Annotated in this window: 11 protein-coding genes; all 11 read right to left on the bottom strand. The window is 62.3% G+C overall.

The features are described from left to right. Positions 1 to 67 precede the first annotated feature (67 nt). A complete protein-coding gene (locus ACQPYR_RS22000) occupies positions 68 to 844 on the bottom strand; it encodes a GntR family transcriptional regulator (protein WP_433634943.1) in 777 nt (258 codons plus the stop codon). A gap of 353 nt (positions 845 to 1,197) precedes the next feature. Continuing rightward, positions 1,198 to 2,085 carry a VOC family protein gene (locus tag ACQPYR_RS21995; protein WP_433634941.1) on the bottom strand — a complete coding sequence of 296 codons (888 nt, stop codon included), beginning with the start codon at positions 2,083 to 2,085 and terminating at the stop codon, positions 1,198 to 1,200. Between the two features lie 63 nt (positions 2,086 to 2,148). Then, on the bottom strand, positions 2,149 to 3,738 hold the full coding sequence (locus ACQPYR_RS21990) for a bifunctional 3-(3-hydroxy-phenyl)propionate/3-hydroxycinnamic acid hydroxylase (protein WP_433634939.1): 1,590 nt from the start codon (positions 3,736 to 3,738) through the stop codon (positions 2,149 to 2,151). After that, on the bottom strand, positions 3,735 to 5,390 hold the full coding sequence (locus tag ACQPYR_RS21985) for a bifunctional 3-(3-hydroxy-phenyl)propionate/3-hydroxycinnamic acid hydroxylase (RefSeq protein WP_433634937.1): 1,656 nt from the start codon (positions 5,388 to 5,390) through the stop codon (positions 3,735 to 3,737). Before ACQPYR_RS21985 ends, ACQPYR_RS21990 begins: the two co-directional genes overlap by 4 nt. Continuing rightward, positions 5,387 to 5,743, bottom strand: coding sequence for a cupin domain-containing protein (locus tag ACQPYR_RS21980; RefSeq protein WP_433634935.1), 357 nt, complete (start codon positions 5,741 to 5,743; stop codon positions 5,387 to 5,389). The genes ACQPYR_RS21985 and ACQPYR_RS21980 overlap by 4 nt, the downstream gene beginning before the upstream one ends. 78 nt (positions 5,744 to 5,821) lie before the next feature. Then, positions 5,822 to 6,247: a nuclear transport factor 2 family protein gene (locus tag ACQPYR_RS21975; protein WP_433634933.1), complete on the bottom strand. Its 426-nt coding sequence runs from the start codon at positions 6,245 to 6,247 to the stop codon at positions 5,822 to 5,824. Then, the gene (locus tag ACQPYR_RS21970) at positions 6,244 to 7,197 is read right to left on the bottom strand and encodes a fumarylacetoacetate hydrolase family protein (protein ID WP_433634932.1); all 954 of its coding nucleotides are present in this window, start codon (positions 7,195 to 7,197) and stop codon (positions 6,244 to 6,246) included. Before ACQPYR_RS21970 ends, ACQPYR_RS21975 begins: the two co-directional genes overlap by 4 nt. Before the next feature lie 8 nt (positions 7,198 to 7,205). Next, complete coding sequence (locus ACQPYR_RS21965) at positions 7,206 to 9,245, bottom strand: acetoacetate--CoA ligase (RefSeq protein ID WP_433634931.1); 2,040 nt, start codon at positions 9,243 to 9,245, stop codon at positions 7,206 to 7,208. Between the two features lie 1,466 nt (positions 9,246 to 10,711). Beyond that, on the bottom strand, positions 10,712 to 11,632 hold the full coding sequence (locus tag ACQPYR_RS21960; protein WP_433634930.1) for an alpha/beta hydrolase: 921 nt from the start codon (positions 11,630 to 11,632) through the stop codon (positions 10,712 to 10,714). 223 nt (positions 11,633 to 11,855) lie between these two features. Then, a complete protein-coding gene (locus ACQPYR_RS21955; RefSeq protein WP_433634929.1) occupies positions 11,856 to 12,002 on the bottom strand; it encodes a hypothetical protein in 147 nt (48 codons plus the stop codon). Positions 12,003 to 12,653: 651 nt separating this feature from the next. Further along, positions 12,654 to 14,270: a 3-ketosteroid-delta-1-dehydrogenase gene (locus ACQPYR_RS21950; protein WP_433635214.1), complete on the bottom strand. Its 1,617-nt coding sequence runs from the start codon at positions 14,268 to 14,270 to the stop codon at positions 12,654 to 12,656. Positions 14,271 to 14,577 lie beyond the last annotated feature (307 nt).

Here is a 14,577-nt window from a genome sequence, read left to right as displayed (position 1 = left end):
GGAGCCATTCGTCCCGACTTCGACGTCCAGGGTTGCCGCCTCCTCCCCTAAATCAGTATTCAGTAATTCACTTCCGTCTGGAGTCGGGGACTCCGACGCCCGTCGCAAAACGAATTGCGTCGCGCACAATCCACGGGTCGTGGGCAGGTGCGAGTTTCGCCAGCGATGTCAATGCGGTACGCCCGAGGTGCTCGGCGATGAGGTGTCCACATCGCTGAGCCTGGCCTTGTTCGGCGGCCTCGAGAATGTTCGCGTGCTCGTCCTGCGCGGTGCAGGCAACCGCGAACTGGTTCTGCGCGGATTGCCGATAGAAAACCCGGTAGCGCTCGGCGTTGTCCCACAGGTCTGTCAGCTGGGTTCGCATTCGACCGCCGACCCGGCTGAACAGTGTCGTGTGGAAGATACGGTGGTGGATCCGGTGTTCGTCGAGAGCTAAGTCCCCAGGCTTCAGGGCGTCGTCCATCCGCGCGAAGGCATTGCGGAGCGCCTCGAGATCGTGCTTCGTCAGCAGCGGAACCGTCGATTGGACACCGAACGTTTCGAGCGCGATACGCATGGCCGCGATCTGTTCAAGGTCCTCTACAGTTAGCGGAGCGACTCGGATACGCCTGTTGAAGTCGCCATCGAGCAGACCTTCACTCTGCAATTGCCGCAGGGCTTCACGCAGCGGTGTCCGACTGATGTCGAGCTCGGCAGCGAGCTGGACCTGCGACACCACTTCACCCGGCGCAAGGCGCCCCTCCATAATCGCCTTGCGCACCTCCGCATAGGCATGGGCCTTGCTATTGACCGGCTCCGCCCGACCTACCACCTCATCGGTGGATATTGCGTCCACAACGCTCATGTCAACCGTCCGTTCCTGTTCCCGCGAACTTCTGTATACAAGGATACGGATTCTGCGGGCCACGCCTGCATCGTGGCCCGCTAAAGCAAAACCAAACTGTATGCAAGCGGCACCTGAAGAGCCCCGGCGTGCGGCAGGCGGCGAGGAGCTCCGAGTTGCGACGAAGTGCGGTGCCAGTTGAGCGGTCCGCTGGCTGCTGTCCCGATTCGACGATCGGCTTCATGTGACGGGTAAGTCCCAGGTCGATCAGAACAATGCGGAGGACAGCCAGCGCGACTGGCGGAATTGCTCGATCAGAGCATTGGCTGCGCCCTATCTAGATGGGCCGCAGCGCGGATCCGTCGCCAACTGGGTCAGGACGAGTGGTGTCCCCACGCGCTGACCCGGTCGTAGGTGACAACCTCCCAATTGTCATCCACCTGCACCGCACCCGCACCGAATTCCATCTGGAACCCCGCTGGCGTAACGCTGTAGAAACTGAACATCCGATCATTCGGATGCTTACCTAAATGCCGAGAAATCGGTACCTTGGCCGCCAGTGCACGGTCATACGCATGCCCGACATTGTCCTCCGACACCGTCTCGATCATGATGTGATCCAGCTTCTTCGGCACCGGGAACGGCAACTGCACCAAAGCAAGCGAATGATGTCGGCTGTTGCAGTGATAAAAGTTTCCGACTACCGCCATGCCCTGAATATCCGTCTCCATTACATCGCTGAGCACCATGCCCAAGGCATCGATCACGAACCTGTCGGCCGCCTCGAATTCCTCGTGGCCGCCGGGAACCAAGAACACGACATGCCCGACCCCCATGCTGGCGGTCACGAAACCACCGGGAACCAAAGACGATTCGAACGGCGTCGCGGCATCTGCGAGACCCGAGGCGAGCTCGACGCGAGTGCCCCATGGAGCGGTCGTATGCACGAGCCGGTCGACTCTGCGCACCGCCTTCTCCGCCTCGGCGCCCTCGACCACTTCCGCGCCGCTGGCACGCAATCGATCGCATGCCAGGTCGAACGCGGCATTGTCGACGGCGACGAAACCCACGTATGCAGCGTCGTCTGCGTCGCCTTGGTGCACGATCAGCCGATGCGCCTTGGTGTCCATTCGCCATGTCGGTGCACCGTCAACCGTTCGATCACCGGGTTGCAGGCCGAGAATCGAATTCACATATTTCCCGAATTCATCAGGACTACTTACTTCCACTCCCAGATAGCCTAGTTCCATCGACTGATCCATTGATTTTCTCCTTGCGTGCACCGTGTCATATCTTCCACGCATGATTTGTATTCGAGAAGTTCTTTACCGGCTCGTCGCGAAAGCGGAGAGCCGCCGCCGCAGATCGTCGATGAGGGCGGGCAATTCCCCAGCCTGCGCCACCCCGCCGAAGGTATAACCGTCCGGCCGGATGACTACTGCTTCGAGGTTGTGGTCCACCAGCCAGTCCGAGAACCTGCCGTCGGAATCGCGTAGACAGCCCGGCTGCCGCGCATCGAGTGTTCCGACTCCGGCACCGATCGATCTCAGGAAATCGGTGCGATCGGCGCCGAGGACCGCCGACGGATCGCCGCGGGCAGTGAGAACTGCGAATCCGGTGCCCAGAACGTCATCGCCCCACCCTGTTCCGTGCGGCCCGTCGAACCGGCCCTGTACCCCGTATGTGCCCGCGACAGTGTCGGTATCGGACTGGTGACGGACGCCCTCCGGCAGGTCCGGAAGTGGGGGCGGCGGCATCGCTGCGCCGGATCGCAGGGCAGCGTCGCGCTCAAGTGCCAAAGCAGGGTCGAGTTCACACGAAACACGCCCCATTTGGATGGACATGGCGATCGCGGCCTCATTCTGCGGCGCGCGTTCGACGGTGTAGGAATCGAGAAGATCGTCGGTGGCCGCGCTCCTCAGCACCAGATCGAGCTTCCACGAGAGGTTCATTGCATCGCGCAGGCCCGAGCACATGCCCTCGCCCATGAACGGTGGCATAAGGTGCGCTGCATCGCCTGCGAGCAGAATCCTACCGTGCCGCATCGTCTTCGCGGTCAGTGAACGGAACTCGTAGACCGCATGACGGACCAGCACTCCTTCGTCCGGTGTGATGTGCTTTTCGAGCAGCTTCCACACCAGGTTGGGATCGTTGGCGAACGCTTCGGGCTGCTCGCCGGGCAGAAGCATGAATTCCCATCGGCGATAGCTCCGGCCATTGGCGACCACGGAGAACGGACGTCGCGGATCGCAGTGCTGGGCCGCTTTCGGTAAATGTTCGAAGGCGGTGATGTCATGCGGACGAATGTCCACAACGAGCCAGTGCTCAGCGAACCCGAGATCCGTGCGCTCGATTCCAGCGCATTGGCGCACAATGGAATTCGCGCCGTCCGCCCCGATGACGTAGCGTGCACGCACTGTACGGGTCGAGCTTTCGGCTAGGCCCGCTCCCGTGGTGTCGGCTCGGCGGAGCGAGAGTTGCGCGTAATCATCGTGCTGCTGTACGTGTTCCACAGTCCAGCCGCGTTCTACGGTTACCGAGTCCTGTGCTCGACCAGCCTGGTCCAATGCCTGCTCGAGAATCGGTTGATAGAACACGTACGACTGTGCCGACCCGGAAGGATGCGGCACCGACATGTCTATGTCGAGAATCAACTCGCGGTCGACACCGAACCACTGGTAGTTGAGGACCGGTTGCGCTTCGGCTGCAATGTCTTCCGCGATACCGAGTCGCTGAAGCATCCGCATCACTTCGCCGTCGAAACGGACTGCGCGGGGCAAGGGATAGCATTCCGCGTGTCGTTCGAACGTCGCGACGCGATGGCCCGCGCGTCCGAGCAAGGCGCTCAACGCCTGACCGACCGGCCCGTAGCCCACGATGGCGACGTCGACATCGTCGTTGATATCAGCCCTCATTTGCGGCTCGGTTCGCTCACGGCGGCGATCTGGGTGAGTGCCGGCACTGGTAGCTGCTGAGCCGACCTCGCTGCGGCGTACACATACCGGTCAGGCCGCACGATGACGAAGCGAATGTCGTACTGCTGCATCCACTCCCACAGCCGACCGAGCGGGTCGCCGATTTCGCCTTCACCCACAACCGAGTTCCCCGGTCGCACGGTGAAGTAGTTCGGCCGGTACGCATCCCACGCAGAGACAAGTTCCGGAGCCATCTCGGCGCGTGGATCGGCATCCATGCCGAGAATTGCCCAGCCGTCGCCGATCACCTGATCGATGTGCTCGATGCGCACCCCAGGGGCCGCCATCGGCACCGCTTTGATGAGTTGTCCGACCGGACCGCGCTTACCTCGACCGGCAGGCAAATCGAGATAGCCGGTAGTAAGCGGAGCGGGCTCGAGAACCTTCTTGCTCAGGGCGACCTCCACACCCGGAAGCTTGCGCAGCAATCGGAAGCTGACGTCACGGATCCATGCCACCGCCCGATTGGGCGGCATCACCAGACGACCGATCCGTATTGCTGCGGCCGTCATCGCATCGTGGTGTGGCTCCCGCTCTGCCTGATAGGTGTCCAGCAGCGACTCGTCGGCTTGCCTGCGCAGCACCGCGGCGATCTTCCACACCACATTGGCAGCATCGCGGAAGGCCCCCGAGACGCCCTGACCTGCGAACGGTGGCATGACATGCGCGGCATCGCCGATCATCAGAACGCGTCCGACGCGCCACTGTGCGCATTTGCGCACGTGGAAGGTGTAGGACCAAGTGCGAGTGATCTCGACATCGTCAGGAGTGACCCCGTGTTCGCCGAGCAATTCCCACAGCCGGTACTCCTGCAGCATCTGATCGGCATCTTCGCCCGGATTGATCCGCCACTCCCAGCGATAGTGGCCGCCCGGGCACGGGCATTTGACGCCCGGTCGCTCCGGCGAGCAAAGAAATTCGAAGTATGGCGTCGAATGCAATGGACGCTTGATCTTTGCCTGTACGTCCATCCATTGCTCGGAGTAGGACTTGCCCGCGAAGGTAATCCCGAGATCTTTGCGCACAGAACTGCTTCCACCGTCGCATGCCAGCACGTAACGGGCCCTGATCGAGTCGGTGCGATCCGATGCGACATCGGCAATACGCAGTGTGACACCGTCTGAATCCTGGCTGATGGACTGGTGCTCCCAGCCGCACCGAATCTGGACTGTCGGCCAACGCTTCGCACCCTCTCGCAGAGCTTCCTCCAACCAGGGCTGGTGGAAGAAGTTCGCCTGTGCCTCGTCACAGTGCTCAGTCGGAATGGGCAGAACTCGCAAGAAGGGCTTGCCGTTCAGGCCGGTGAAGTTGACCCCCACACCGCGATGCATACGAGAGGTGACCTCGTCGTACAGGCCAATGTTGCGGAAGATCCGCATGGCCTCCGCGTCGACCGAGATGGCCCGTTGACGGGGGAACACATCAAGATCGCGCTCGAGGACAACTGTGTTCAGTCCCAGCTGCCCGGCCAGGTTTGCCGCGGCCGCGCCGGCCGGGCCGAACCCCACGATTGCCACATCGTAGACGTGCTCGGCCGCTGCCGGTACCACCGGAACAGGCTGTGCCGCATCGGTTTGCGTCGAATTATTCACTGCGGTACCTCCTGCGCCTCGTCGTCGAAGGCGTCGGCATGGTGTGCCACGAGATAGCGATAGTCGGCCCGGACCGGGGCGTAGACGTCGACGTTCAGAGCGATTTCATCGCCGATCAGGCGAGCAGTGTGCGGTACATCCGCCGGGATGAGCAGAACCTCACCGGCAGAGACCAGGTACTTCTGTCCATCCACCTCGAACTCGAGACGCCCTTGGAAGACGAAGCTGACTTGGTCGAAAGGGTGGGAGTGCGGCGGGGCGGCTTGTTCACCAATACCCGGATGGAACCAATTCACTGTAGTCAGCGACTTGTCGCCCCGCACTGCGGTCCGGACCAGGGCTCCGTTGCCCAACGTTTCAGTCGGAAGCTGGTCCAGCACAGCGTGTATAACTCGATTCGGCATCATTGCCTCGTTTGCCTATGTGACCTGTTAGGTCGGATCTGATATGGAAAGCACTGATCGACGCTCGAAGCGCCAGTGTCCCTGAGGATTTCGGCGATATCGGTCGCGATATTCACCGACGAACTCGACCGTGGCAGGAGCACCGTCGATGGAGACGTGCAGGACCAGCATTACGCTGCCCTCGACCGTGCCTTCGGCTATCGGAACAAGGCGAACATTGGTGCATTGGTGGTGGGTGCGTCGCCCCTTATCGGTCGCACGCCGATCCGCCCATGTCAGCAGGGCCGATCGACCCTCGAGCACATTGCCGCCGATCTCCATCCGGGCATCGTCGGTGTAAAGCTCGACAGCGTCGTGCCAGCGTCCGTGGTCGAGCAACCAGGAATGCTCGATGATCAACTCGTTGATCTGACGAATATCGTTGTCCTGCAGTGTGATACCGGTCGCGGTCATGACACTGCCTCCGCGACGGCCGGACCGTAGCTCGTGGTGTCCTCGGCAGAGCCGACAGGATTCGACAGCAATCCGACACCACCGATCTCGATCTCGACGACATCTCCGGCCCGCAGGAACGTCATCGGGCCATGGGCATGAGCGACACCCGCGGGAGTTCCGGTGGCGATGATGTCCCCCGGAATCAGGGTCATGATCCGAGAGAGGTAGGCGATCAGCTCAGCAACCGAGAAGATCATCGACGCGGTACTCGCGTTCTGCACGACGGTGCTGTTCACCCGCCCTATCACCGACAGTGCCTGCACGTCCGGGATCTCGTCGAGCAGGACCAGAGCCGGGCCGGCTGGGGCGAAGGTGTCGATCGCCTTTCCACCGGTCCACAGCGGGTTCGCCAACTGCAGATCCCGCGCGCTGACATCGTTCAGCGACATGACACCGGCAACATGCTCCAGTGCGCGGCCTTCGGGAATATTCTTGCCGGCCTTCCCGATAACGACCGCGAGTTCGGCTTCGTAATCGACCTGCTCGGTAATGCTCGGCGGCACGATGGTGGCTCCATGGCCGATGAGCGAATTAGCGAACTTGCCGAAAAACATTGGCTCGATCGGGATTTCCTTACCCGCCTCGGCGGCATGATCGTGATAGTTCAAGCCGACGCAGATGAACTTCTCGGGCTTCAGCACGGGGGCATGCAGCCGCACCTCGGACTGCCGATGTACGGCGCCCTGGTCGGACAGCCGAGCGATTTCGGTGGAAGCGACTTCGCTGAGGCGAGACAACGCCGCCTCGCCCGCAGCGAGTACCGCACCCGCGTCGTAGCCGAATGGCGAACTGAGTTGATCGATTCCCGCTAGTCGCGCCACCGCGGCGACATCTATCAGGACGCCGTCCGCACTCTCCTGAAGCGCGGCACGGGGGCCCGTACCGACGTCAAAAGTGAGTAAACGCATTGTTGTGGTTACCTTTCAGATTCGGATGCGCGGGATCGCGATCCCGCGCGCACCTCGAGGCGGGTGCTGATTCGGCGAGCGAATTCCTGGTAACGAACAAGTAGTTCCGGAGCATCGACCGCTCCTGGATCGACGACGTCGGCCAGTGCCGCGCCCTGAATGAGGCGCTTGACCGGGACCTCGAGCTTCTTTCCAGTACGACTGTGCGGGATGCCTGGCATGACCACGATGTCGTCGGGAACATGTCGAGGAGACAGCGCGGTTCGGATCGCATCGACGATGCGGCTCTGCGCCGTTGCCGGATCAGCCCCTGGTGCAAGTTTTACGAACAGCGGCATGTAGTAGCGGTCGTCCAGTTCAGCACCCACGACGAGTGCTTCGACAACCTCCGGAAGTTCTTCGACGGCCGCGTAAATCTCGGCCGAACCCATTCGGATGCCGCGCCGGTTGAGCGTCGAGTCGGAGCGACCAAGGATCTGCGAACTTCCATCGACGTCGAACTCGATGAAGTCGCCATGCCGCCACACTCCCGGATACGCGTCGAAATAGCTTTCGCGGTAGCGCCTTCCGTCGGTATCGCCCCAGAACTCCACCGGCATCGACGGCATCGGCTTGGTCACGACAAGTTCGCCGGGACGACCGACGATCTCGGCACCGTCCTCATCCCAGGCCGCAACGGCAACCCCCAGATAGGGCGCCTGAATTCGGCCGACCCGCACCGGGAGAGTGGGAACCCCTCCGACGAATGCCGAGCAGATGTCGGTGCCACCACTGCACGACGCCAGCCAGACCTGTGCCACCTTGTCGTGTATCCACTGGAATCCCGCTGGAGGCAGCGGCGAGCCGGTGACCATCACATGACGCAGTGCCGACAGGTCGAACTTCTCGCCCGGATGCAAATCGGCGCCCATACATGCCTGGACAAAGCCGGCCCCCAGTCCCAGAGCCGTAACCTTGTGCCGCGCGGCAATTTCCCAAATCCGATTCAAGTCGGGATAGCCCGGGCTCCCGTCGACGACGACCAGGGTCGCCCCGACCAACAGACCTGAAACCATCAGGTTCCACACCATCCAACTGGTGGAGCCCAGCAGCAGGAATCGGTCACCCTGTCGCAGATCGGTGTGCAGCCGTAGAACTTTCAGGTGCTCGAGCACGATGCCGCCGTGACCATGGACGATGCCCTTGGGCAGGCCGGTCGTTCCCGAGGAGAACAGAATCCACAGCGGGTGGTCGAATTCGACTGGTATGCAGTGCAACTCAGCCTGCTCGGCGATAACGTCGCGCCACGGCGTGATCGGCACGGCGACCTCCGGCGCCACCTCGACGCCCAAAGTGCCCACCAAGACGAAGTGGCGCAGCTCTGTCAGGCTGCCGACAATCTTCGCGAGCTCACCGCGGCGGTCATAGATCCGGCCGTTGTTGCGGTAGCCGACGCTCGCAATCAAGACCTTGGGCTCGAGTTGCCGAAATCGCGAGATCACGGCGCCGGTGCCGAATTCGGGAGCGCAGACCGACCAGATCGCTCCGATGCTGGCGCATGCGATCAGTCCGATTACCGCCTCGGCGCCATTAGGCAGATATCCGACCACACGATCACCCTTTTCCACACCCCACGAACGCAACCTCTGCGCCAGCGCGGCCACGCGAAATCGGAGCTCACCCCAGGAGATATGGACCGGCCCGGCGTCTTCACCCACACAGATCAGCGCTGAATCTTCATCAGCGCCGGCGCGGCGAAAGATCTGATCGGCGTAGTTGACGGTTGCGCCGGGGAACCAGCGCGCACCCGGCATAGCCGCATCCGACAGCACCGGCCGATCCACGTCGGCCAGCCCCACCCCTTCGAAGCTGTCTATCGAACGCCAGAACCCCTCGAGATCCCGAGTCGACCACTTCCACAGATCCTGGTAACCGGTGAATCGAAGCCCGCCGTTGATCTCCAACCATTCCAGGTAGTCGGCGAGGCCACTGTCACGCCGCCGGAGGTCCGGTTCCCACAGCATGTCTCCGGCTTCAGAACCGTCGGTCCGCGTGCCTACGTCGGCCATCGAATACTCACCTTCATCTGTCTTGATAACAGGACATAACTGTATACAGAACTCTACGTGTGGTCAAGGTCTCATGCGAGCTTCCTCCGCCATTACCTGAGCGCAACCTCATAACTCTGCCGGACTGCGCAAGAATAACCAGGCCCGGACAAGTAGGGGCGAATCAATCTTGTATACAGATTCACCTATTGGAGTCGCGTCAGCGTCCTGCGCGCACGCCTGTGCAGCTCCGCTACCCAGCCGCGCAGCTCGCCCTTGGTGCTTCATGCTCCGGCCCTTCACCAGGACCATCTCCACATCGGAAGGTCGCCCCGCTCCGACGATGACGCCCATTGGGTCCACCGCAGACGCCAGATTCGGAGAAGTCAGATCGATAGGATGAAGAGCGGCTTGTTTTCCTGTGTGAAACTGCCGATCCGGTCTGCCAGACCGGATACCCCTGCATCATCGACCGTCGCGAAGGGCAACAGATCAGCGCTGGTCACCGGCGTTGTAGGTGCTCTGGCGGCAGGAAGGTCCGGGCGACGGTTCCGGCTCGAGCGGCTCGCATCGGGGTGACGCGTCCCCGGCGACACAGACCTCGCAATAGATACTGAAACTCGACCGAACGCCGACGCTGAGGTCGATCAGTGGCTGGTACGCCCAGTCCGAGCATGGCGAGTTCGATGGCCGCGTCAACCGATGCGCCGGTCCCTGCATCGGCGAGCATTCGCAATTGCCCCAGCATCATCAGGATTGCGCTGGCTAGACAGCCCAGTCCCTGCCATGCGGATCCGCGGCAAACTCGAATACCGCGGTAGCGGCAACGGATGGCGCTGGCAACCATCCGCCGACTCGCCCTGTCCTCACAAGACGCGCAAGCCAACCCGCCAGCTCCTCGCCTACGACATCCCTCCGAAGACAACTTCCTCCGCCTCTCCCGAAACGGAAAGGATGGAGCCCCAACCACTTCGGCCGACTCTGGCACACCGCGCGAGCTGAGAAATTCGCTTCCTAATGCCCAGATCCACAACCGCCGTCCACTACATCAACGGAATAGAAGCAGCAGTCAACTCGGCGACTTGCGCCTGGTCACCGCACGCAACCAACACGTGGACAACCGGACAACCCTCGAAGAAACCAGCATGTAAACGTCCAGCTCCGAACTGGGGGAAAACACCTGATCGTGGACCCAGCAAGGGCCTTCTCGACCAGAAAAGCAGAAAAGCCTCCGACCGCAAATACCATCTCTGCTGGTCGGAGGCTTTTCCGAAGCTCCGATCTGGACTCGAACCAGAAATCTGCCGTAGCGGACAGGTCATGCGGTTTGTGTCTCGAGAGTTCTCAATGCCACTCCGTGAGCTGCACGGATACCCGAATCAAGATTCGAACTCGTCGAAACCTATTGAACCCGCCGAAAGCGTCAGGTTTCCGCGTCGTCGGGCGGTCCGCAGGAACGTGGTTCGCCGATATCAACAGGAGAACCTCTAACGAGGTCCGTTGCCATCGCCGGTGGTTGACTGCAACGCATCGGCGAGGAAAGCGATCTGATCGGGTACCACCTGCTCGAAAGTGGCGCCGACATATGGGTCGAAATGCCCTCCGGAATAACCGAGTAGTTTGCCTTGGGGCGCCGTCGCTGCCATTGCTGCGGCGGGTCCTGGCGGCGTAACGACATCGTGGTCCATTACTTGAACCAGCAGGGGGCAACGCACCCGCGACGCGAACTTAATGGGCCGGAACCATCCAAGCCGCAGCGCTACTCGTGCAGCCACCTCGTTCTCGAAGGTCTCCCCCTCCGGGATCATGCGGAGCATGCCGTCGTAGGCATCAGCACTGGCCAACACCGCTTGGCGGTCCCCGGGCCGACCAGCCGCCCGCACCTTGTACGGAGTGGCACCGACGAGAGCTCCGGCCGCGTCCCGCAGTCCTGCGGCGAACAGCCACAACGAGTGAGAAAACGGCATATGCGCCAGTGAGACGCGCCCGTCGGCGAAGGGTGCCTGCGCGACGACGGCTGCGATCCTCGGATCATGCGCGGCCACCACCACGACCATGCCGCCTGACATCGAGCTGCCCCAGACAGCGACACGATCAGGGTCCACCTCGGGCAGTGAACGAGCAGCGGCGATCGCGGCATTCCAATCCGCGAACTGCTTGCGCAGATCAACCAGATTCCGCAGCTCACCGCTCGACTCTCCGAAATGTCGATAGTCGAAGACAAGCGCGCCGATCCCGGCCGCCGCGAATCGCTTGGCGTATGCCCACAATCGCATGGTCTTTACGGCACCAAAGCCGTGCGCCAGCACAACACACGGCGCACGTCCGGTCACCCCCTCCGGGGGATACCACCACGCGTGCAATTCCGATCCCCCGACGGGAATATGAATAACGACACCTTTGTCCATTTCAACCTCCTGCTCGAAACTGTCGCGCTTGGCTCGGCGGACCGCTTGCGCTGGAGTGCACGGTCGGTTGCCAGTTCGTGCAATCTTCGTCAGCGACCTTCGATCCGGTCTGCCGACAACGGATACGACGGTGTTGGCCGTCCGGCTGAACGTGATCTCCGGCCGGTGCCCGGGCATCGCACTGCACGGCGCAGATCCTCGGTGCACCGATGCCGTAGCGGCTCTACCCGCTGAAAGTGGTAGTCCAGGCGATATCGACGATCATGTCCTCCTGCCCGCCCACCAAACGATGGCGACCGACCCGGAGCAGCAATGTGCGGGGGTCGATACCCCAAGTTCGGCGGCGAGCTGGGGTACGAGTGAATCGCACTTACGTTGCTGGCCTTGCAGATTCGCGTTGGGATGAACGGCTCGATCGGGCAGCTGCCCGTTCCGGCACGCTGCTTCGACGATGGTGCCAGCCACCGCAGCGAGAGGGTTCTCGTGCGCGTGGATGCCGATCTGGGCAGTGGGATCGACGAAAGCTTCGGGCAGCGATGGCCGGGCCAGTTCAGAGGAGGACCTTGTTCGTCGCCAGAGGGCCTTGTTGATGTGCTGGCACCCGGAAGACCGCTTTGTCTCGGGTCTCGGGTGCGACGAGCTTGCTCGATGTGGGGGCAGGCCACCCGCATCTAGCAGTCGTCCTGAGACGTGGGCATTGAGCTCAGGAGAATAACGCGGCCATCCCCCCGTCCAGCCGCAGGTTGGTCCCGTGCATATCGCTGGCGTCGTCGCTGGCGAGGAGCCGGCCGCGACCTCCTTGGGTGTCCCATAGCGCTTGTCAGCGGCCATCGCGGTGTGTGCCTCCTTCATGCTCCCCGGACCCAAGACCGGAGCGGCGCCGGTCTCGATGCGGGTCCATCATGGGCGACTCGATGGGGCCCGGCGCGACTGCGGCCACGCGAATCTTGAACTGCCCCAGCTCGGACGCCCTCCGGCATACCGTCATGTGATGCTCAGCGACGAAGACGGGACCGTTCCCTTATGACTTCAGCCCCGCAGCATGATGGGCCACGATGGTGCCGTAGACGAGCCCCTGTCCAATGGTGGCTCCAGCACCCGGGTATGTGGCGCCGAATGCGTTCGCCGCGTTATTGCCGATCGCGTACAGGCCGTCGATCGGCGCACCATCGCGACGCAGGGCGCGACCGTTGCCGTCGGCTCGAAGGCCGCCGCATGTCCCGAGGTCGCTGAGCACCATCCGCACCGCATAGAGCCAGCCGCGTAGTGGGCGCAGGTTGGGATTCGGCGTGACTGTCGGGTCTCCGTAGTAGCGGTCGTAGGCAGTCCCGCCGCGGCCGAAATCGTCATCATTTCCGGCAACGGCGAGTTCGTTGAATCGATGGAGCGATGCGGTGAACTCCTCTGCGGGCAAACCGATTCCCTGTGCCAGATCGCCCGCCGAGTCGGCTTTAACGGCGATGCCAGCGTCGTACCAGCTCTGCGGTATCCGCATACGGGGAAATAGGCCGCCCGCGAATACGTAACTGTTGCGGTATTCCTGGTCGAAGACCAGCCACATGGATTCGATTGCGTCGCCGGTGCGTTCCCGTTCAAGGATCCGCTGTCCGAAGCTCATGTAGTCGGTGGATTCATTGACGAACCGCCGGCCGTTCTGATCGACGACGAACGAACCGGGCAGAGAACGTTCCGCCAGCAGGACCATGGGTGCTCCGCCAGGCAACGGTGCGACAGCGGGGAACCACCATGCCTGGTCCATCAAATCAATATCCGCACCGACATCTTGGCCGATCCGAATGGCGTCACCTGTGTTCCCGTCGCTGCCCAGGCTCCACCCCGCCTCGAGCGCTTCGGACTGGAATTTGTGGCGCATCGCGATGTCGTGGTCGAATCCGCCCGCAGCGAGAACCACGCCCCGTCTGGCCCGTGCCGTCACCTCGCGGCCGTCCTGCTCGACCACCACCCCCACCACCCGGTCGTCCTCGGTTACCAACTGCTGCAACGTGGTTCGGGTCCATACCGGGATCCCCGCCGCCAGTACCCCGGCATACATCCCGGCGGCGAGAGCTTGTCCGCCAGCAACGTACTCGCGGCCGATCAGCTTTCCCCCGATACCTTTCGCCGCCCGTCGCGCAATAAGCGGAATACCGCGGCGGGGCACTCGTGCCATGAGGTTCATCCACTTGTAATCCGCACCGGTAATCGGCATCGGCACCGGCGATTCCAGAACCGGCGGCCGTAGCCGAGCGCGCTCCGACCCGAGAATCGAAACATCGAACGGCCTGCATTCGCAGGTCCGACCTGACGCGGCGCCGCCGGGGAGCTCCGGGTGATAGTCGGAATAGCCCTCACTCCACATGAAACGCATGGGCGTGGTCCGTTTCAGCATCCGAACGGTTTCATCGCCATGCTGTTGAAAGCTCTCCCAACGCTCGTCAGGAGCACTGCCACCGACAACCGCACGCAAGTATTCGCGCGCGCGTTCCGCCGTGTCGACGGCACCTTCCTCGATAAGCAAGGAACTCGCCGGAATCCAGAACGCTCCGCCAGATCGGGCTGTGGAGCCGCCGACGTAGTCGGTCTTCTCGATGATCAGAGTGTCCAGGCCCAGCTCATGCGCTGCAAGTGCGGCGGCCATACCGGTGCCGGAGCCGATTACGACCAGGTCGACGATCGTGTCACTGGCGGTTCGAGGTGGGAGTAATGGTCTCCTGGGCAACGATGTCTCCTGCGTCGGGTGTGGGATCACGGTTGTTGGCATCAGCTCAGGAGCGCGGCGAGGCCGCTCACGACTTCCTCCGATGACTACAGTGATCGCTTCTGCGTGGGCTTTCCGAAGTTACGTTCGCCGGAGTGGAGAGTTCTTCGAGCGTTCCGCTGATTGGACACTCGCCCGGTTGCTTCGATTCTCGAGGCGTGAGAACTGCTTCCGCACAATGGAACTC

The organism is Nocardia sp. CA-120079 (genome assembly GCF_050955745.1).
Lineage (GTDB): Bacteria > Actinomycetota > Actinomycetes > Mycobacteriales > Mycobacteriaceae > Nocardia.
The sequence above is the reverse complement of the archived record's forward strand: the minus strand, read 5'-3'. Positions and strand labels throughout refer to the sequence as shown.